20 protein-coding genes are annotated in these 18,995 nt (G+C 69.9%); 17 read left to right on the forward strand and 3 right to left on the reverse strand.

The genetic code is table 11. From position 1 onward, the window contains the following. Positions 1 to 188: 188 nt before the first annotated feature. Positions 189 to 605 (reverse strand): DUF1844 domain-containing protein, encoded by a 417-nt coding sequence (locus FVP77_RS03800; RefSeq protein ID WP_187266807.1) that lies wholly within the window; start codon positions 603 to 605, stop codon positions 189 to 191. A 240-nt stretch (positions 606 to 845) separates the two neighbouring features. On the opposite strand from FVP77_RS03800, the gene infC reads away from it, so the two are divergent. The 8 genes from infC to FVP77_RS03840 all read left to right on the forward strand — a co-directional run bounded on the left by infC (position 846) and on the right by FVP77_RS03840 (position 6,536). After that, positions 846 to 1,469 carry a translation initiation factor IF-3 gene (gene infC, locus FVP77_RS03805; RefSeq protein ID WP_147893317.1) on the forward strand — a complete coding sequence of 208 codons (624 nt, stop codon included), beginning with the start codon at positions 846 to 848 and terminating at the stop codon, positions 1,467 to 1,469. Between the two features lie 46 nt (positions 1,470 to 1,515). Beyond that, a complete protein-coding gene (rpmI, locus tag FVP77_RS03810; protein ID WP_147893318.1) occupies positions 1,516 to 1,710 on the forward strand; it encodes a 50S ribosomal protein L35 in 195 nt (64 codons plus the stop codon). A gap of 29 nt (positions 1,711 to 1,739) precedes the next feature. Beyond that, positions 1,740 to 2,123 carry a 50S ribosomal protein L20 gene (rplT, locus tag FVP77_RS03815; protein ID WP_121150511.1) on the forward strand — a complete coding sequence of 128 codons (384 nt, stop codon included), beginning with the start codon at positions 1,740 to 1,742 and terminating at the stop codon, positions 2,121 to 2,123. A 107-nt stretch (positions 2,124 to 2,230) separates the two neighbouring features. Beyond that, a complete protein-coding gene (locus FVP77_RS03820) occupies positions 2,231 to 3,031 on the forward strand; it encodes a TrmH family RNA methyltransferase (RefSeq protein ID WP_147893319.1) in 801 nt (266 codons plus the stop codon). Positions 3,032 to 3,117: 86 nt separating this feature from the next. Then, positions 3,118 to 3,882: an amino acid ABC transporter ATP-binding protein gene (locus FVP77_RS03825; RefSeq protein ID WP_116647317.1), complete on the forward strand. Its 765-nt coding sequence runs from the start codon at positions 3,118 to 3,120 to the stop codon at positions 3,880 to 3,882. Positions 3,883 to 3,968: 86 nt separating this feature from the next. Next, positions 3,969 to 4,865, forward strand: coding sequence for a glutamate ABC transporter substrate-binding protein (locus FVP77_RS03830; RefSeq protein ID WP_147893320.1), 897 nt, complete (start codon positions 3,969 to 3,971; stop codon positions 4,863 to 4,865). Between the two features lie 64 nt (positions 4,866 to 4,929). Further along, on the forward strand, positions 4,930 to 5,577 hold the full coding sequence (locus FVP77_RS03835; protein ID WP_147893321.1) for an amino acid ABC transporter permease: 648 nt from the start codon (positions 4,930 to 4,932) through the stop codon (positions 5,575 to 5,577). Then, a complete protein-coding gene (locus FVP77_RS03840) occupies positions 5,574 to 6,536 on the forward strand; it encodes an amino acid ABC transporter permease (RefSeq protein ID WP_147893322.1) in 963 nt (320 codons plus the stop codon). The genes FVP77_RS03835 and FVP77_RS03840 overlap by 4 nt, the downstream gene beginning before the upstream one ends. Here the strand turns inward: FVP77_RS03840 and FVP77_RS03845 are convergent, their stop codons facing one another. Together FVP77_RS03845 and FVP77_RS03850 are read right to left on the reverse strand one after the other, a co-directional pair. Then, entirely contained in the window at positions 6,537 to 7,442 is a 906-nt protein-coding gene (locus tag FVP77_RS03845; protein ID WP_147893323.1) for a VOC family protein, read from the reverse strand. Positions 7,443 to 7,541: 99 nt separating this feature from the next. Further along, positions 7,542 to 8,165 (reverse strand): NADPH-dependent F420 reductase, encoded by a 624-nt coding sequence (locus FVP77_RS03850; RefSeq protein ID WP_147893324.1) that lies wholly within the window; start codon positions 8,163 to 8,165, stop codon positions 7,542 to 7,544. 96 nt (positions 8,166 to 8,261) lie between these two features. Here FVP77_RS03850 and FVP77_RS03855 point away from each other — a divergent pair, with 96 nt between their 5' ends. From FVP77_RS03855 to FVP77_RS03895, 9 genes are all read left to right on the forward strand, one after another. Further along, positions 8,262 to 8,765, forward strand: coding sequence for a MarR family winged helix-turn-helix transcriptional regulator (locus tag FVP77_RS03855; protein WP_246133956.1), 504 nt, complete (start codon positions 8,262 to 8,264; stop codon positions 8,763 to 8,765). Positions 8,766 to 8,799: 34 nt separating this feature from the next. Continuing rightward, a complete protein-coding gene (pheS, locus tag FVP77_RS03860; RefSeq protein ID WP_147893325.1) occupies positions 8,800 to 9,840 on the forward strand; it encodes a phenylalanine--tRNA ligase subunit alpha in 1,041 nt (346 codons plus the stop codon). Then, positions 9,840 to 12,344, forward strand: a complete 2,505-nt coding sequence (gene pheT, locus FVP77_RS03865) for a phenylalanine--tRNA ligase subunit beta (RefSeq protein WP_147893326.1) — start codon at positions 9,840 to 9,842, stop codon at positions 12,342 to 12,344. The genes pheS and pheT overlap by 1 nt, the downstream gene beginning before the upstream one ends. A gap of 274 nt (positions 12,345 to 12,618) precedes the next feature. Then, complete coding sequence (argC, locus tag FVP77_RS03870; protein WP_147893327.1) at positions 12,619 to 13,665, forward strand: N-acetyl-gamma-glutamyl-phosphate reductase; 1,047 nt, start codon at positions 12,619 to 12,621, stop codon at positions 13,663 to 13,665. Further along, positions 13,662 to 14,819, forward strand: coding sequence for a bifunctional glutamate N-acetyltransferase/amino-acid acetyltransferase ArgJ (gene argJ, locus FVP77_RS03875; protein ID WP_147893328.1), 1,158 nt, complete (start codon positions 13,662 to 13,664; stop codon positions 14,817 to 14,819). The genes argC and argJ overlap by 4 nt, the downstream gene beginning before the upstream one ends. After that, positions 14,816 to 15,718 (forward strand): acetylglutamate kinase, encoded by a 903-nt coding sequence (gene argB / locus FVP77_RS03880; protein ID WP_147893329.1) that lies wholly within the window; start codon positions 14,816 to 14,818, stop codon positions 15,716 to 15,718. The genes argJ and argB overlap by 4 nt, the downstream gene beginning before the upstream one ends. Beyond that, complete coding sequence (locus tag FVP77_RS03885) at positions 15,715 to 16,962, forward strand: acetylornithine transaminase (RefSeq protein WP_147893330.1); 1,248 nt, start codon at positions 15,715 to 15,717, stop codon at positions 16,960 to 16,962. Before argB ends, FVP77_RS03885 begins: the two co-directional genes overlap by 4 nt. Then, the gene (gene argF / locus FVP77_RS03890; protein WP_147893331.1) at positions 16,959 to 17,882 is read left to right on the forward strand and encodes an ornithine carbamoyltransferase; all 924 of its coding nucleotides are present in this window, start codon (positions 16,959 to 16,961) and stop codon (positions 17,880 to 17,882) included. The genes FVP77_RS03885 and argF overlap by 4 nt, the downstream gene beginning before the upstream one ends. After that, positions 17,861 to 18,994: a heparan-alpha-glucosaminide N-acetyltransferase domain-containing protein gene (locus tag FVP77_RS03895; protein WP_246133957.1), complete on the forward strand. Its 1,134-nt coding sequence runs from the start codon at positions 17,861 to 17,863 to the stop codon at positions 18,992 to 18,994. Before argF ends, FVP77_RS03895 begins: the two co-directional genes overlap by 22 nt. The last annotated feature ends 1 nt before the right edge of the window (position 18,995 follow it).

The raw sequence follows: 18,995 nt of genomic DNA on the forward strand, positions 1-18,995 counted from the left end.
CAGCATCCCCCCTTCTTCATCTCGTCGGCTGTTCCGGGAAGCGTTCCGGGGCTCGACGGAGGGCGCAGGGATGTTCCCCTCGAGCCAATCGGGGTAGGGGCCCCTCTCTTGGTTCGAGGGGAACATCCCGGAGCCCGGAGTCGCAGCCCGCAGACCGGAACCCCGTCACGTCCTCCTGGAACGACGAGTCAGTTGACCGGCCCGGTCCACTTCTCGCCCGGCCCCTTGCCGATGGGGTCGGGGATGACGGATGCTTCGCGGAAGGCGAGCTGCAGCGAACGCAGGCCGTCGCGGAGCGACCGCGCGTGCATGTCGCTGATCTCGGGTGCGGCGGCGGTGATGAGGCCCGCGAGCGCGTTGATGAGCTTCCGAGCCTCGTCGAGGTCGGTCTGGTGCGCCGGGTCGTCGGCGAGGCCGACCTTGACGGCGGCAGCGCTCATGAGGTGCACGGCGGTGGTGGTGATGACCTCGACGGCGGGGACGTCGGCGAGGTCGCGTCCGGCCGATTCGGCCGAGCGCTCGCCGTCCTCCTCCCACCGCGTGAGTCGTTCGTCGCCGCCCTCGGGGGAGTCGGAGGGGGCGTCGTTACCGGGAATCGTGTGCACGTGGTTCTCTCTGCTAGACTTTGGCGGGCTTCGGAGCTTTCTGTTCCGAACGAAAGAGGATCACATCCCACCCGCGCTTGCCGCTCAAGGCTACCGGGTCCACGCACTCCGCTCCGGTCGCCCGGGGTCGCTCGGGTGTAGAGCCGGCGTTTCGCACGTCGAGTCGGGTGGAATGCGTCTTCTTCCGCCCGCGACGCTCCCGTGTCGCGGTGGTCTCCCGCAACGTAAGAGGAGTCCCGCATCAGCGATCCCCGCACCAATGACCGCATCCGCGTCCCCGAGGTCCGCCTCGTGGGTCCCGCTGGTGAGCAGGTCGGCGTCGTCCGCATCGAGGTGGCACTGCGCCTGGCCCAGGAGGCCGACCTCGATCTCGTCGAGGTAGCCCCGAACTCGAAGCCGCCCGTGGTCAAGATCATGGATTACGGCAAATTCAAGTACGAGACTGCGCAGAAGGCAAAGGAAGCGCGTCGCAATCAGGCGAACACCGTCCTCAAAGAGGTGCGGTTCCGCCTGAAGATCGAGGCTCACGACTACACCACCAAGCTCAAGCGCGCCGAGGGCTTCCTCCAGGCGGGCGACAAGGTCAAGGCCATGATCCTCTTCCGCGGTCGCGAGCAGTCGCGTCCCGACCAGGGTGTGCGCCTGCTCCGCAAGTTCGCGGAGGACGTCGCCGAGTTCGGCACCGTCGAGTCGAACCCGACGATCGACGGCCGCAACATGGTGATGGTGGTCGCACCCCACAAGAACAAGTCCGAGGTCAAGACGGAGCAGAACGCCCAGCGCGCTGCGACGAAGGAAGCGGCCCGCTCGGGCTCGCGCCCGGACTCCTCCGACTCCGAGCCTGCCGCGGCATCCGCCGAGTAGGCCCCCAGACTCCCGCCTCGCGGGAAACCCAACGAAGGAAAGACAGATGCCGAAGCAGAAGACCCACTCGGGTGCCAAGAAGCGCTTCAAGGTGACCGGTAGCGGCAAGCTCATGAAGCAGCAGGCCGGCATGCGGCACAACCTCGAGGGCAAGGCCTCGAAGCGGACCCGCCGTCTGAACCAGGAGCAGGTCCTGGCCAAGGGCGACGCCAAGGTCGCGAAGAAGCTCCTCGGCCTTTGAGCGCCGACGCACGTTAGGAACGATAAGAAATGGCTAGAGTCAAGCGGGCAGTAAACGCCCACAAGAAGCGTCGCGTCATCCTCGAGCGCGCCTCCGGTTACCGCGGACAGCGTTCGCGCCTGTACCGCAAGGCGAAGGAGCAGGTCACCCACTCGCTCGTCTACGCGTACCGTGACCGTCGCAAGCGCAAGGGCGACTTCCGTCGTCTGTGGATCCAGCGCATCAACGCGGCATCGCGTCAGAACGGCCTCACGTACAACCGTCTGATCCAGGGCCTCGGCCTCGCGGGCGTCCAGGTCGACCGTCGCATGCTCGCCGAGCTCGCGGTCAACGAGCCGGCCACCTTCGCGTCGCTGGTCGCGACGGCGAAGGCCGCGCTCCCGGCAGATGTGAACGCAGCCAAGACCGCGTAAGCATCCGTTCTTCGAGAAAGGGCGTCCTCCTGCGGGAGGGCGCCCTTTCTGCTGCGCCGACCGCGTCGGTCGCCGAGCGGATGGCACGGGAGCCCTAGGCTGGCCCCGTGCTCGAGAATCCCCGTTCGCCGCGCGTCCGCGCGGTCGCGAAGCTGGCCAAGCGCAGTGCGCGCCAAGAGACAGGTCTCTTCCTGCTCGAGGGTCCGCAGGCCGCGCGCGAGGCGTTGCAGTACGCCCCCGGGTCGCTCGTCGAGCTGTTCGCGACGCCGACCGCGATGGAGAGGCACTCCGACATCCGCGACGCGGCGCGCGCTGCCGACCTCGAGGTGGAGTACACCACGGAGGCGGTGCTCGATGCGATGGCCGACACGGTGACCCCGCAGGGGATCGTCGCCGTCGCGCGTCAGCAGCCCACGTCGATGCGCGAGGTCTTCGCCTCCAACCCGCGGCTGGTCGCGATCTGCGAAGAGGTGCGCGATCCCGGCAATCTGGGCACCATCATCAGAGCGGCGGATGCTGCGGGCGCAGACGCCGTCGTGCTCACCGGGCGCACCGTCGATCCGTACAACCCGAAGGTCGTGCGGTCCACGACCGGTTCGCTCTTCCACCTGCCCATCGCGGTGGGCGGCGAGCTCGAGGCGGCGGTCGAACGCGCCCACGCCGCGGGGATGCGGGTCGTGGCCGCGGACGTCGACGGCACCGACTTCCTCGCCTCGCGGCATCTGCTCGCCGAGCCCACCGCGTGGCTGTTCGGCAACGAGGCGCGGGGGCTCGAGGAGCCGGCCCTCGCCCACGCCGACCTCGCCCTCCGGCTGCCGATCTACGGTCGCGCGGAGTCGCTGAACCTCGCCACCGCGGCGAGTGTCTGCCTCTATGAGACGGCGTTCGCGCAGCGCGCGAACCCGTGACACCGCGAGTACCCCTGCTGTTACAGAACGGTTAAGGCTCGCGTCAAGGTGTGTCGTCGGTCTCACAGGCCTCGTAGGGTGAAGTCATGGCGACCTCTGATCCACGGCCGGCCGGCGACTCGCTCGTCGTGATGAGCGATGTGCAGAAGCACTACGGTGACTTCCAGGCACTCAAAGACATCGACCTCACGGTCTCCCGTGGCGAGGTCGTCGTCGTGATCGGGCCGTCGGGCTCGGGCAAGTCGACGCTGTGCCGCACCATCAATCGTCTCGAGACCATCACCTCGGGTGTCATCACGATCGACGGCAAGGAGCTCCCCAAGGAGGGGAAGGGCCTCGCCCAGTTGCGTGCCGACGTGGGCATGGTCTTCCAGTCGTTCAACCTGTTCGCCCATCTGACGATCCTCGAGAACGTCACGCTCGGTCCGATCAAGGTGCGCGGGATGAAGAAGGCCGATGCTGAGCGCGAGGCGCGCGTGCTGCTCGAGCGGGTCGGAATCGTCGCGCAGGCCGACAAGCTCCCCGCACAGCTGTCGGGCGGCCAGCAGCAGCGCGTCGCCATCGCACGCGCTCTGGCGATGAAGCCGAAGCTGATGCTGTTCGATGAGCCGACCAGCGCGCTGGACCCCGAGATGATCAACGAGGTGCTCGACGTGATGGTCGGCCTCGCTCGAGACGGGATGACGATGATCGTCGTCACCCACGAGATGGGCTTCGCGCGCAAGGCCGCCGACCGCGTCATCTTCATGGCCGACGGCCAGATCGTCGAAGAGGCCGCGCCTGAGCAGTTCTTCACCCGCCCCGAGAGCGCGCGGGCGAAGGACTTCCTCTCGAAGCTGATCACCCACTGATTGCGGAGGATGCTGACACCTCCCCCCGACGTCGGATCTGCACAACAGGTCCGCGACCCACACAGCACCCACACCAAGGAGATTCCATGCGTAAGACACGAATGATCGCCGGATTCGGCCTCGCGGCCGTCGCGGCCCTCGTGCTCACCGCCTGCAACAGCGGGTCACCCACCACCCCCGGCGCGCCTGAGGCGGGCAGCGACGATGCTCTCTGGGAGGTCGCGACCGACGTCTCCCTCACCGACAGCCCCACCTACGACCGCATGGTCGAGCGCGACGGCGTCGTCGTCGGCGTGAAGAACGACCAGCCCGGACTCGGCTACGAAGATGCAGCCACGGGGGAGCGGACCGGCTTCGACGTCGACATCGCCCGGTGGGTCGCCGCCTCCCTCGGCTTCGACGAGAGCCAGATCACCTACCAGACGATCCCGTCGGCCAACCGTGAGCAGGCCCTGGTCAACGGCGACATCGACTACTACGTCGGCACCTACTCCATCACCGACAAGCGCAAGGAGCAGATCGACTTCGCCGGTCCGTACTTCATCACCGGTCAGGGTCTGCTCGTCGCCGCCGACGACGACTCGATCAACGGTCCCGACGACCTCGCCGGAAAGACCGTCTGCTCGGTGACGGGTTCGACCCCGCTCCAGCGCATCCGTGACGAGTACAGCCCCGGCAACACCGTCGAGTACGACACCTACTCGCAGTGCGTGGAGCAGCTCAAGGGCGGACAGGTCGACGCGATCACCACCGACGAGGCCATCCTCGCCGGCTACGTCGCCCTCGAGCCCGACGCGCTGAAGATCGCGGGCGAGCCGTTCAGCGAAGAGCGCTACGGCATCGGCCTGGAGAAGGGCGACACCGCCCTGAAGGACCACATCAACACCCTCCTCACCGACGGTGGCGACGTCTGGACCGCGCTGTTCGACCTGCACCTGGAGCCTGCCGGCATCGCCGGGACCCAGCCCGCGGTCGACGAGTGATCCCCGGGGGCGGCTTCGGCCGCCCCCACCCCTCGTCCGCTCCAACACGTAGGAAGGCGATGTCGTGAACATCATCACCGACAACACCGATATCTGGTGGGACGGCCTGGTCGGCACGCTCATCCTCTTCTTCGGCGGCGGACTCCTCGCCCTCGTGCTGGGAATCATCGTGGGCGGCATGCGCGTCTCGCCGATCCCGATCGCCCGCGGCGTGGGCACCCTCTACGTCAACACCATCCGCAACACCCCGCTGACGCTCGTCTTCTTCGGCTTCGCGTTCGCACTGCCGCCGCTGCTCCAGCTGCGCATCGATCCGCTGATCCTCGGTGTGGCCGCGCTCGGCATCTACACCGCGACCTACGTGGCCGAGACGATCCGCTCGGGTATCAACACCGTTCCCGTCGGCCAGGCCGAGGCCGCTCGTGCGCTCGGTCTCACCTTCGGCCAGGTGATGGGGTCGGTGGTGATGCCGCAGGCGTTCCGCTCGGTGATCCCGCCGATGATGAGCGTGTTCATCGCGCTCCTCAAGAACACCACGGTCGCCGCGGGATTCAGCGTCATCAACCTGGGATCTGTCCGCAGCTACCTCAGCGAGCGCGGTGAGAACCAGCTGTTCGTGATCCTCTGGGTCGCGGTCATCTTCGTCGCCCTGGTGCTGCTGCTGTCATGGCTTCAGCGCAGTCTCGAGACCCGTTGGAGGGTGACGCGATGAGCAGCGTCCTGTACGACGTACCCGGCCCCCGTGCCATCGCGCGCAACCGCGTCCTGAGCGTCGTGACGATCCTGGTGGTCCTCCTGATCATCGGCTTCTTCGTCTGGCGCCTCGCGGTCACCGGGCAGTTCACCGCCCAGAAGTGGTCGGCCTTCACCTACACCCAGGTATGGGTCAGCATCGGCGAGGCGACGCTCGCGACCCTCGCGGCGTTCGGATCGGCGGCCGTCGGAGCGTTGATCCTCGGATTCGTCCTCGCGATCGGCCGTATGTCGGATCACGCCTGGATCCGGTGGCCCTTCACCGCGATCGTCGAGGTGCTCCGCGCCGTGCCGGTGCTGATCTTCATGTTCTTGCTCTACTACGGACTGCCGGTCCTCGGCATCCGGATGGAGCCCTACTGGGCGGTGGTGATCGCCCTCGTCGCCTACAACGGTTCGGTCCTCGCCGAGGTCATCCGCGCCGGCGTCGAATCGCTGCCGCGGGGCCAGCACGAGGCGGGCTACGCGATCGGACTCCGCAAGGCGGGGGTCATGCGTCTCGTGCTCCTGCCGCAGGCGATCCGTGCCATGATGCCCGTCATCATCGCCCAGCTCGTGGTGACCTTGAAGGACACCGCGCTCGGATTCATCGTCACTTACCCCGAGCTGCTCTTCTACGCTCGATACATCGGCGGACAGGCGACCTACGGTTCGCCGATCGTGCCGGCGACGATCATCGTCGGGGCCATCTACATCGGACTGTGCCTCCTGCTGTCGCTCGTCGCTACGACCGTGGAGAAGCGACTGCGCCGCTCGCCGAAGACCGGCGGCAACGTCGCCGGCGCGAATCAGGCGACCCAGGAGGTCACCGATACCGAGCTCATCGTCGCTCAGCGCGGCCTCGGCAAGTACGACATGGGCGGCAGCGGCATGGGCGGCGGCGGACTCGGTGGGGGCGGCGGAGCGAACGCCCGCTGATCAGGACGCATCGGGCGAGGCGACGATCGCCGTTCCCCACGGGTCGGTGAAGCGCAGCGCGGCGCCGTCGTCACGGCGCTCGACCCCGGCGAACCGCAGGCGGTCGCCGAGCGCGTCGACGTCCTCGCGCGACGGCAGCGCGATTCGCACGTCGCCGAGCCCGAGGGAGGCGGCCCGGGGCCCCGCGCCCGCGCTCTGCCACGTGTTGATCCCGATGTGGTGGTGGTAGCCGCCCGCCGAGAGGAACATCGCCGACCCCATGTCGAACGTGACGTCGAACCCGAGGGCGTCGACGTAGAACCGTCGTGCGGCGGGGATGTCGCCGACCTGCAGATGCACGTGGCCGATCGCCGCCGAGGGGACGCGGTCGCCGGCGATCCGATCGGGTGCGTGCCACCGCTGGAGGAAGGCGTTCGGGTCGAGGGGGAGCGACCCCATCCGCACCGATCCGTCGCTCCCGTAACTCCATTGCTCGCGCGGCCGGTCGCGGTACAGCTCGAGTCCGTTGCCCTCGGGGTCGTGGAAGTAGAACGCCTCGCTCACCACGTGGTCGGCGCTCCCCTCGTACAAGTGCGCGGCGCGCTGAGCCATGGAGGCGAGGGACGCCGCGAGCCGGGTCTCATCCTGGAAGACGATCGCCGTGTGATAGAGCCCCGCGCCGCGATCGTTCCGCCCGGGAAGGTCGGGGGAGTGGCGGAGCACCATGATCGGGAGCCCGCCTCTGCCCAGAGTGGTCGTCGGTCCCGCCTGATCGAGCACGTCGAGGGTCACCGCCTCGCGGTAGAACGTCGTCATCCCGTCGAGATCTCGGACGAGCAGCTCGACGGTGTCCATGCGCGCCGCGTCGGCCATCGCGCCCGGGGTCGGTGCCGGCGTTCCGAGCCACGTCGGTGCGGCGGGACTCATCGGTCGGTTCCGCGTCGTGGCGTCACGACGCGACGCGTAGGAAGGACGGCGTTCCGGGTGGGGGTGCTCATGCGGTGATCCTCGTGCGAGATGGGCGGGTCAGTCGAACAGGGCGAAGCCGCTGGTCCACGAGGTCGTGCCCGCGGCGGCCAGGGTCATCTGGAGGAACGCGAGGGCTTCGAGCTCTCGTGCGCGCTTGAGGGAACCCGCATCCGCGGCGCGGAGCCCCGCTCCGCGCACGAGGTCGGCGACGGCGTGCTTCGCCGAGTCGTCGTCGCCGGCGATGAGCACGGTCGTGGGCGCGGAGCCGACGGCTCCGGTGGCCAGGGTCGCCGCGAAGTTCGTGTTGAAGGCCTTGACGACGCGCACGGCCGGCGTCGACGCCTGGAACTCCTGGGCCGCCGACGAATCGCCCGGCACGACGAGTCCGTCGAAGGTCGCCATGTCGACCGGGTTGGTCGCGTCGACCACGGTTCTGCCGTCCCAGGCGCCCGCGTACGTCGAGAGCACCTCCGGTACGGCGCTGTAAGGCACCGCGAGCACGACGATGTCACCGGTGGCCGCGTCGCCGATCCGCCCTGTGGCCGCACCGACGGATGCGGCGAAGTCCGACACCTTCGCGGGGTCGCGTACGAGCAGCTGCACGGTCGCTCCCGCTTTGGCCGCCAGCGCCGCCACCGCGCCGCCGAGGTTCCCCGCTCCGATAACCGTCACTGCAGCCATGATCTTCGACCCCTCATTTGATTGTCGCGAAAAGTATTTGCGATGCAGGTCTATCACAGTTTACTTTTCGCTACAACCAAAGCTACGATTCAGACCATGGAGTTCCGAGTGCCGCGGATGAACGAGCGCGAGTCGCGCGCCTGGCGCGGGCTGATCGCCGTGACTCAGCTCCTGCCCGCCGCCCTCGACGCGCGATTGCAGCGCGACGCGCAGCTCACCCATTTCGAGTTCGGTGTCCTCACGATCCTCCACACGATGCGTGGACCGGCGATGCGCATGACCGAACTGGCCGAAGCGACGAACGCCACCCTGCCGCGGCTGTCGAACGTGTGCTCCCGTCTCGAGAAGAGGGGACTGATCGAGCGGTCGCCCTGTGCGGACGACCGCAGGGCCACCAACGTCGGCCTCACGACCGCGGGGCGCCGCGCCCTCATCCACTCGATTCCCGACCACATCGCCACGGTCCGCTCGGTGGTCGTCGACGCACTCAGCGAGGAGCAGCTCGACGCGCTCGCCGACATCACCGACACGATCATCGAAAGACTCGCCTCGCTCGACGATGCGGCGCCGCCGCCGGCTGCTTCACGGACGGCGCGCTGAGCGCAGCATCCGCCCGTCGGTAGACTCGTCTCTCGTGTCCGATGCCCCCGAGATCACCCCTGAAGCGGTAGCCGCCGCGGTCGATGCCGCCCTGGCTGCCATTGCCGCCGCGACCACCACCGCCGACCTCAAGGCCGCGCGTGCGGCGCACACCGCGGAAGGCTCGCCCCTGGCGCGGCTGAACGCGGGGCTTCGCCAGGTCGCCCCCGAGAACAAAGCCGAGTTCGGCAAGCTCGTCGGGCAGGCCCGCGGCCGCGTGACCCAGGCGCTCGCTGCCCGGGAGGGCGAGCTCGCCGAGGCCGAGACCGCCGCGAAGCTCGAGTCCGAGCGCGTCGACATCACCGCCCTGCCCCGCCGCGCGCGCGTGGGTGCGCGGCATCCGATCTCGCTCCTGCAGGAGCAGATCTCGGACATCTTCGTCGGCATGGGATGGGAGATCGCCGAAGGGCCCGAGCTCGAGCACGAGTGGTTCAACTTCGACGCGCTCAACTTCGACGTCGACCACCCGGCGCGTCAGATGCAGGACACGTTCTTCGTCGACCCGGTCGACCGCCACCTCGTCATGCGCACGCACACGTCGCCGGTGCAGGTGCGCTCGATGCTCGAGCGCGATCTGCCCATCTACGTGCTGTGCCCCGGGCGGGTCTACCGCACCGACGAGTTCGACGCCACCCACCTGCCCGTGTTCACCCAGTTCGAAGGACTCGTCGTCGACAAGGGCATCACGATGGCGAACCTCAAGGGCACCCTCGATCATGCCGCCCGCGTGCTCTTCGGACCCGAGGCGAAGACCCGGTTCCGTGCGAACTTCTTCCCCTTCACCGAACCGAGCGCCGAGCTCGACCTGTGGCACCCGACCTTCAAGGGCGGAGCGCGCTGGATCGAGTGGGGCGGCTGCGGGATGGTCAACCCGAACGTTCTGCGCGCGGCCGGCATCGACCCGGAGGTGTACTCCGGTTTCGCGTTCGGAATGGGGATCGAGCGGACGCTGATGTTCCGCAGCGACGTGCAAGACATGCGCGACATGGCCGAGGGCGATGTGCGCTTCAGCGAACAGTTCGGAATGGTGGTCTGATGCGCGTCCCGCTCTCCTGGTTGCGCGAGTTCGTCGACGTCGCCCCCGAGGCCACGCCCGAAGACGTGCTCGCCTCGCTCGTGCGCGTCGGTTTCGAAGAGGAGGACGTCCACGGGTTCGAGCTGAAGGGTCCGATCGTCGTCGGCGAGGTGCTCGAGTTCGTCGAGGAGCCGCAGTCCAACGGCAAGACGATCCGCTGGTGCCAGGTCGACGTCGGAGAGGACTCCCCGCGAGGGGTCGTCTGCGGCGCGGGCAACTTCTTCCCCGGCGACAAGGTCGTCGTGACCCTGCCGGGCTCCGTGCTGCCGGGTCCGTTCCCGATCGCTGCGCGCAAGACCTACGGGCACGTCTCGGACGGCATGATCGCCTCGGCGAAGGAGCTCGGGCTCGGCCAGGAGCACTCCGGCATCCTGCGTCTGGTCGAACTCGGCATCGACGCGCCCGCCGGCACCGACGCAATCGCGCTCCTCGGACTCGACGACGTCGCGGTGGAGATCAACGTCACCCCCGACCGCGGCTACGCGCTGTCGCTGCGCGGCGTGGCGCGGGAGTACTCGCACGCCACGGGAGCCGCTTTCCGCGATCCCGGAGCGGGACACGCGGATGCGGCGGCCCGCACCCCGTCCGGATTCTCGATCGTCGTCGACGACCGCCTCCCCATCCGGGGCCGGGTGGGCGCGACGGAGTTCGTCGCGCGCATCGTGCGCGACGTGGATGCGACACGGCCCACCCCGGCGTGGATGATCGCGCGGCTCTCGCTCGCGGGCATCCGCTCGCTCGGCGTACTCATCGACATCACCAACTACGTGATGCTCGAGCTCGGCCAGCCGATCCACGGCTACGACCTCGACGCGCTCACCGGCGGCATCACGGTGCGTCGCGCGGAGCCGGGGGAGAAGCTCGAGACCCTCGACGGTCAGGTGCGCACGCTCCACCCCGAAGACCTCCTGATCACCGACGAGTCGGGGCCCATCGGCCTGGCCGGGGTGATGGGCGGCGGTCCGACGGAGATGGGCGACGCGACCCGCAACGTGCTCATCGAAGCAGCCACCTTCGACACGGTCTCGATCGCGCGCACCGCTCGCCGTCACAAGCTGCCGTCCGAAGCATCCCGTCGTTTCGAACGCGGCGTCGACCCGCTCGTACCGTTCGTCGCCGCCGAACGCGTCGCCGAACTCATGGTGCAGCTCGCCGGCGGCACGCTCGACACCGAACTCGGCGGATCGCTGTCGGCGACCTACGAGCGCGCAGCGATCGCCCTGCCGCGGGGCTTCGTCTCGGGTCTCATCGGCGTCGACTACACCGACGAGCAGATCGCCGCGGCCCTGCGTCTCGTCGGCTGCGACGTCGACACCTCCGTCGAACCGTGGGCCGTCGTGCCGCCGTCGTGGCGTCCCGATGTGACCGACAAGTGGACGCTCGCCGAGGAGGTGGCGCGCATCGAAGGGTACGACCTCATCCCGTCGGTCCTGCCCGTGCCGCCCTCGGGCCGTGGCCTCACCACCGCGCAGCAGGGTCGTCGCCGGGTCTCGAACGCGCTGGCGGCCGCGGGCTACGTCGAGACGCCGTCGTTCCCCTTCACGACCGAGGAGCAGAACGACCTGCACGGCTCGCCCAGCGGCGAGCACCTCCCGAGCGTCAAGATGGCGAACCCGCTCGACGGGCAGGCGCCGTTCCTGCGCCGGTCGCTCATACCCGCACTGCTGCAGGCGGCGCATCGCAACGTCGCCCGTGGCCTGACCGACCTCGCGGTCTTCGAGACCGGTGCGGTGTTCCTCCCCGAGCCCGGCGTGACGTACGGCACCGACACGGTGCCGCCGCTGGGCGTGCGTCCGGACGCGGCGACCCTCGTCGCGCTCGACGCATCCATTCCTCCGCAGCGCCGTCACGTCGCCGTGCTCCTCACGGGTCCGATCGTCGACAAGCAGCCCGGTCAGCCGGCCGTCACGGCCGGGCTCGCCGACGCGATCGACGCCGTGCGGATCATCGCCGGTGCTGCGGGCGTCGAGATCGGGCTGGCGCAGACCACCCGGGCGGCGCTTCACCCGGGTCGCGCGGGCGTGGTCACGGTGGGCGCGACCGAGGTCGGCTACGTCGGCGAGCTGCTGCCCGCCGTGTCGGAGGCCGCCGACCTCCCCGGTCGCGTCGTCGTCGCCGAGCTCGACCTCGACCTGCTCCTGACGCTCGGCGGAGACCGCGTCGTCGCCGCATCGCTCTCGGGGTTCCCCGCCGCGACGCAGGACGTGTCGCTCGTCGTCGACGCGAGCCTTCCCGCGGGCGACGTGCGCGCCGCGCTGGTGGACGGTGCCGGCGGCCTGCTCGAGTCGCTCCGCCTGGTCGACGACTACCGCGGCCAGGGCCTCCCCGACGGCAGCAAGAGCCTCACGTTCGCGCTGCGGTTCCGCGCGCCCGACCGCACCCTCACCGCCGCCGAGGCGTCGGAGGCGCGTCTGGCGGGCGTGGCCGTCGCCGCCGAGCGCTTCGGCGCGACGCTGCGGGAATAGCATCCGCTCTCGGTGAGACCCGGTTTTCGGCCGAGACGCCCCGCCTGGCGCGGTGTCTCGGCCGACAGGGGTGTCTCGGGGCGGCGCGGCGCGCGGATTTGCGGATGCTGCGCACCCGCGGCTATCGTCGGGACATGCTTTCCGCCGCCTCCGCCGTCTCAGGCGTCGTGGGCGAGCGCCGCGGCCGCCGACTCTAGGCGACCCCGCTTCCCGCCGTCGTGCGGCACGGGCGTCGCCGTCTTTGGCCCGTGACCCCAGACAATAAGGTGGAAGCATGACCTATTCGGTCGCCGTATCCGGCGCATCCGGCTATGCCGGCGGCGAGATCCTGCGCCTGCTCGCCGCGCACCCCGACATCGAGATCCGCACCGTCACGGCGCACTCGAACGCCGGCCAGCCGCTCGTTCGTCACCAGCCGCACCTGCGCTCCCTCTCGCACCTGACGCTGCAGGACACCACGCCCGAGGTGCTCGCCGGCCACGACATCGTCGTGCTCGCGCTCCCGCACGGGCAGTCGGGGCAGTACACCGATGCGCTGGCCGACACCCCGATCGTGATCGACGCGGGCGCCGACCACCGCCTCACCGACGCGTCGGCCTGGGCGCAGTTCTACGGCGGCGACTTCCACGCCCCGTGGACGTACGGCGTGCCCGAACTGGTCGTCGACGGCGCCAAGCAGCGCGAACTGCTCGCGGGTGCGACGCGGATCGCCGCGCCCGGATGCAATGCCTCCACGGTCGCCCTGAGCCTCGCGCCGGGCGTGGCCGCGGGAGTGATCGATCCGTCCGACATCGTCACGGTGCTCGCCGTCGGTCCGTCGGGGGCGGGCAAGAGCCTCAAGACCAACCTCCTCGCCAGCGAGATCCTCGGCTCGGCGAACCCTTATGCCGTCGGCGGCTCCCATCGGCACATCCCCGAGATCCGGCAGGCGCTCGTCGGCGCCGGCGCTGTCGGCGATGTGCGCATCTCCTTCACGCCCGTGCTCGTGCCGATGGCGCGGGGCATCCTCGCGACGAGCACCGCACCGATCGCCCCGGGCGTCTCCGACGCGCAGATCCGCGAGGCCTGGGCCGATGCGTACGCCGGCGAGGCCTTCGTCCAGCTGCTCGACGAGGGCGAGTTCCCCCGGACGGCCGACGTGCTGGGTGCGAACACCGCTCTTCTCGGCCTCGCGATCGACCGGGCGGCGAACCGCGTGGTCGTCGTCGCCGCGGTCGACAACCTCGTCAAAGGCACCGCCGGCGCCGCCGTGCAGTCCCTCAACATCGCGCTCGGTCTTCCCGAAGACCGCGCCCTCACCGTGAACGGAGTCGCCCCGTGAGCGTGACCGCCCCCGCAGGATTCGACGCGGCCGGAGTGGCCGTCGGCCTCAAATCGTCGGGAAAGCGCGACGTCGCCCTCGTTGTCAACCGCGGACCGCTCAAGGTCGGCGCCGCGGTCTTCACCTCCAACCGGGCGAAGGCGAACCCCATCCTGTGGTCGGAACAGGTCATCCGCGACGGTGTCGTGGAGGCCATCGTGCTCAACTCCGGCGGGGCCAACTGCTTCACGGGGGCGTTCGGCTTCCAGACCACGCACCTCACGGCCGAACGGGTGGGCGAACTGCTCGAGGTGGGCGCAGGCGATGTGCTCGTCTGCTCGACAGGACTCATCGGCACCGGCGACGAGGTCTTCCGTGCCAAGGTGCTCGAGGGCGTCGCCCAGAGCGTCGCGGCGCTCGACGCCGAGAGCGGGCAGGCCGCCGCCGAGGCGATCATGACGACCGACTCGGTGTCGAAGACCGTCGTGCGCAGCGAGGACGGGTGGACGATCGGCGGTATGGCGAAGGGTGCCGGGATGCTGGCGCCGGGCCTGGCCACGATGCTGGTCGTGCTGACGACCGATGCCGTGCTCGACGCGGCCGACGCCGACGCGCACCTGCGTGCCGCCACCCGGGTGAGCTTCGACCGGCTCGACTCCGACGGCTGCATGTCGACGAACGACCAGGTCACCCTGCTCGCGAGCGGGGCCTCGGGCGTCGTCCCCGACCCCGATGCCTTCCGGCGCGCGCTGACCGAGGTCTGCCTCGACCTGGCCGTGCAGCTGCAGGCCGACGCCGAGGGCGCGAGCCACAGCATCCGGATCACCGTCGTCCACGCGGCCACCGAAGACGAGGCCGTCGAGGTGGCGCGCTCCGTCGCGCGCAACAACCTCTTCAAAGCCGCGATCTTCGGCAACGACCCCAACTGGGGCCGGGTGCTGGCCGCGATCGGCACGACGCAGGCGCAGTTCGACCCCTACGCGGTCGACGTCGAGATGAACGGGGTGCGCGTGTGCTCGAACGGCGGGCCCGACCGGCCCCGCGAGGAGGTCGACCTGACGCCTCGCGAGACGGAGGTCGTCATCGACCTCAAGGTCGGCGACGCCACCGCGACGATCTACACGAACGACCTCACGCACGACTACGTCCACGAGAACAGCGCCTACTCCTCATGAGCGACATCGACCTGCAAGACACCGATCCCGCGACCGCCAGTGCGCGGGCGGCCACCATGGTGGAGTCGCTGCCCTGGCTGCAGAAGTTCCGCGACCAGATCGTCGTGGTCAAGTACGGCGGGAACGCGATGGTCAGCGACGAGCTGCAAGACGCCTTCGCGGCAGACATCGCCTACCTCCGCTACGTCGGCGTGAAGCCCGTCGTCGTGCACGGCGGTGGTCCTCAGATCTCGTCCATGCTCGACCGGCTGGCCATCCCGAGCGAGTTCAAGGGCGGCTACCGCGTCACCTCGACCGAGGCGATCAGCGTCGTGCGCATGGTGCTCACCGGGCAGATCAATCCCCAGCTCGTCGCGAAGATCAATGCGCACGGGCCCCTCGCAACGGGGCTCAGCGGCGAGGACGCCGGACTCTTCGGCGGTCGGCGCCGCGGTGTCACCGTCGAAGGCGTCGAGCACGACCTCGGACGAGTGGGCGACGTCGTGTCGGTCGACCCGCGCCCCGTGCTCGACCACCTCGACGCGGGCCGCATCCCGGTCGTCTCGAGCATCGCCCCCGACCTGGATCACCCGGGTCACTCGCTCAACGTGAACGCGGATGCGGCGGCCGCGGCGCTCGCCGTGGCGCTCGGCGCGACGAAGCTCGTCGTGCTCACCGACGTCGCGGGCCTGTACGCCGACTGGCCGAACCGGGAGTCGCTGGTCTCGCACCTGGATTCGACCGAACTGCGCGCGATGCTGCCGCGGCTCGAGTCGGGCATGATCCCGAAGATGCAGGCGTGCCTCGACGCCGTCGACGGCGGTGTGCCGACGGCCGCCATCGTCGATGGACGCGTGCCGCACTCGGTGCTCGTCGAACTGTTCACCAGCAAGGGAATCGGAACGGAGGTCGTCGCATGACCGACACCACCTGGCAGGAAGACGCCGGACGCGACCTCGTGCGGAGCTTCGGCGACCGCATGGCGTTGTTCGTGCGCGGCGAAGGCTCCCACCTCTTCGACGACGCGGGGCGTCGTTACCTCGACTTCCTCGCCGGTATCGCCGTCGATTCGCTCGGGCACGCGCACCCGGTGTTCGTCGACGCGGTCTCGCGGCAGGCGGCGACCCTCGCGCACGTCTCGAACTACTTCGCCACCCCGCCTCAGCTCGCGCTCGCCGCTCGGCTGAAGCGTCTCGCCGGCACGGGACCGGAGGGCCGGGTCTACTTCGGCAACTCCGGGGCCGAGGCCAACGAAGCGGCCTTCAAACTGGCGCGCCTGCACGGCGGCTCGGCCAGGCCCCGCATCCTGACGCTCAAGGGCGGCTTCCACGGACGCACCATGGGAACCCTCGCGCTCACCGGCAAGCCGGCGCTCCAGGCGGACTTCCTCCCGATGACCCCCGGCGTCGAGCACATCGATGCGACGATCGAGGCGCTCGAGGCGGCGCTCGACGACCGCGTCGCCGCCGTGCTCGTCGAGCCGATCCAGGGCGAGGCCGGCGTCGTCGAGCTGCCCGAGGGCTACCTGACCGCCGCTCGGCGGTTGACCGAAGCATCCGGATCACTCCTCATCATCGACGAGATCCAGACCGGTGCCGGGCGCACGGGGGAGTGGTTCGCCTTCCAGCGCGCCGGTATCGTGCCCGATGCGATCACGCTCGCCAAGGGCATGGGCGGCGGGTTCCCGATCGGCGCCCTCGTCACCTTCGGCCACGCGAGCGACCTGTTCTTCCCCGGGACCCACGGTTCCACCTTCGGCGGCAACGCTCTGGCGACGGCCGTCGCCGGCGCTGTGCTCGACGAGATCGAGCGTGCGGACCTCGTGCAGAACGCCGCCGCACGCGGAGAGCAGCTCCGCGCGGGGATCACCGGCCTCGGTTCGCCGCTCGTCGGCGGCATCCGCGGCGCCGGACTGCTCCTCGGCGTCGCGCTGACCCATCCCGTGGCCAAGGCCGTCGTCGCCGCAGCCCAGGAGCACGGGCTCATCGTCAACGCGGCGAACGACGACACGATCCGCCTCGCCCCGCCGCTCACGATCGGCGATGCCGAGGTAAACGAGTTCCTCGCCCTCTTCGACGCGTCGCTCGCGACCGTGCGCGATGCCCTGATCCTCGACGAGACGCCCGACGCTACACCCGACACACCTGCGGAGGTACCCGCGTGACCCGCCATCTGCTGCGCGATGACGACCTGACCCCGGCCGAGCAGGCCGAGATCCTCGACCTCGCGATCGAGCTCAAGCGCGACCGCTGGGCGCAGAAGCCCCTCGCCGGGCCCCAGACGGTCGCGGTGATCTTCGACAAGTCATCCACCCGCACGCGGGTCTCGTTCGCGGTGGGCATCGCCGATCTCGGCGGCTCGCCGCTGATCATCTCCACCGCGAACAGCCAGCTCGGCGGCAAGGAGACCCCGTCCGACACGGCCCGCGTGCTCGAGCGGCAGGTGGCCGCGATCGTGTGGCGCACCTACGCGCAGTCGGGGCTCGAGGAGATGGCGCGGGGCACGCGGGTGCCGGTGGTCAACGCCCTCAGCGACGACTTCCACCCGTGCCAGCTGCTCGCCGATCTGCTCACGATCCGCGAGCACAAGGGCGAGCTCGCCGGGCTCACGCTGTCGTTCTTCGGCGACGGGCGCAGCAACATGGCGCACTCGTACCTGCTGGCCGGGGTCACCGCCGGCATGCACGTGCGGGTCGCCTCCCCCGCGGAGTACGCGCCGCGAGCCGATGTCGTCTCCGACGCACAGGCGATCGCCGCCCGCACGGGCGGTTCGGTCGTGCTCGAGGCAGACCCGGTGCGCGCGGCCGAAGGGGCCGACGTCGTCGTCACCGACACGTGGGTGTCGATGGGCAAAGAGGAGGAGAAGCAGGCACGCCTGCGCGACCTCGGCGCCTACAAGGTCACGCGCGAGCTCATGGCGCTCGCCGACCCGGGCGCGATCTTCATCCACTGCCTCCCCGCCGACCGCGGGTACGAGGTCGAGGCCGAGGTCATCGACGGACCGCAGAGCGTGGTCTGGGACGAGGCCGAGAACCGTCTGCACGCGCAGAAGGCCCTCCTGGTGTGGCTGCTGCGACAGGAATGACCTCCTGGGTGCGCTCGCGATGGGCGCGCCTCGACGGGCCCGGCCGTCTGGCCGGGCTCGACCTCGCACGCGGGCTGGCGGTCGTCGGGATGCTGGCGGCCCACCTCCTGTCGATCGAGCCGTGGGACTCGGCACGCCCCGAGACGTGGGTCGACATCGTGAACGGGCGGTCGTCGATCCTGTTCGCCACCCTCGCGGGGGTGTCGATCGCGCTGGTGACCGGCGGGCGCACACCACTGCGCGGCGGGGCCCGTGCCCGCGCGTCGGGCAGACTCGCCGTGCGGGCGGGCGTGCTGTGGGTGCTCGGCCTCCTGCTCGCGGCCACCGGCGTTCCGGTCTACGTCATCCTCCCCGCGTACGCGATCCTCTTCCTGCTGTCCCTGCCGTTCCTCGGCCTGCGGGCGCCGGCCCTGATCGGCATCGCGGTGGTCGTCGCCGTGGTGATGCCGTTCGTGCAGGCCTGGCTCGACGCCCTGCCGTTCTGGGAGACGCCCCTCGGTGAGTCGGTGGCCGTCACGGTCGGATGGGCCTATCCGTTCCCGACGTGGATCGCCTTCCTCCTCGTGGGGATGGCCCTCGGACGCATCGACCTCCGCTCGTTGTCCGTGCAGGGCGCGATGCTCGCCGCCGGGGCCGGTGTCGCCACCGTCGTCTCGGCGCTCGCCGTGACCACGGGGGCCGACCCGACGTTCGAGCGCGGCTATCTCGCGTCGGTCTGGACCGCCGAGGCGCATTCGACGGGTCTGCTCGAGGTCGTCGGGTCGGGTGCCTTCGCCGTCGCCGTGATCGCCGGGTGCCTGCTCCTGTGTCGAACGCCGTTGCGCTGGGTGGCGGTCCCGCTGCGCGCCGTCGGCGCGATGCCGCTGACCGCGTATAGCGCGCAGTTGATCGTCTGGGCGATCTGGGCGGGGTCGGTCCTGGGCGAGACCGGTGCGCTGACCGCCTTCCGCGAGCTCGAACCGTTCTGGCCGCTGACCCTCGGCCTCGTGATCGGATGCACGCTGTGGGCGCTCTTCGTCGGGCGCGGACCGCTGGAGGCGGCGACCGACCGCGCCGCGCGCTGGACGGTGCGCGACCCGGAACGGACTCCCGTGGCGCCGTCGGTAGGCTGAG

The sequence above is a fragment of the Microbacterium hatanonis genome, from assembly GCF_008017415.1.
Classification (GTDB): Bacteria; Actinomycetota; Actinomycetes; order Actinomycetales; family Microbacteriaceae; genus Microbacterium; species Microbacterium hatanonis.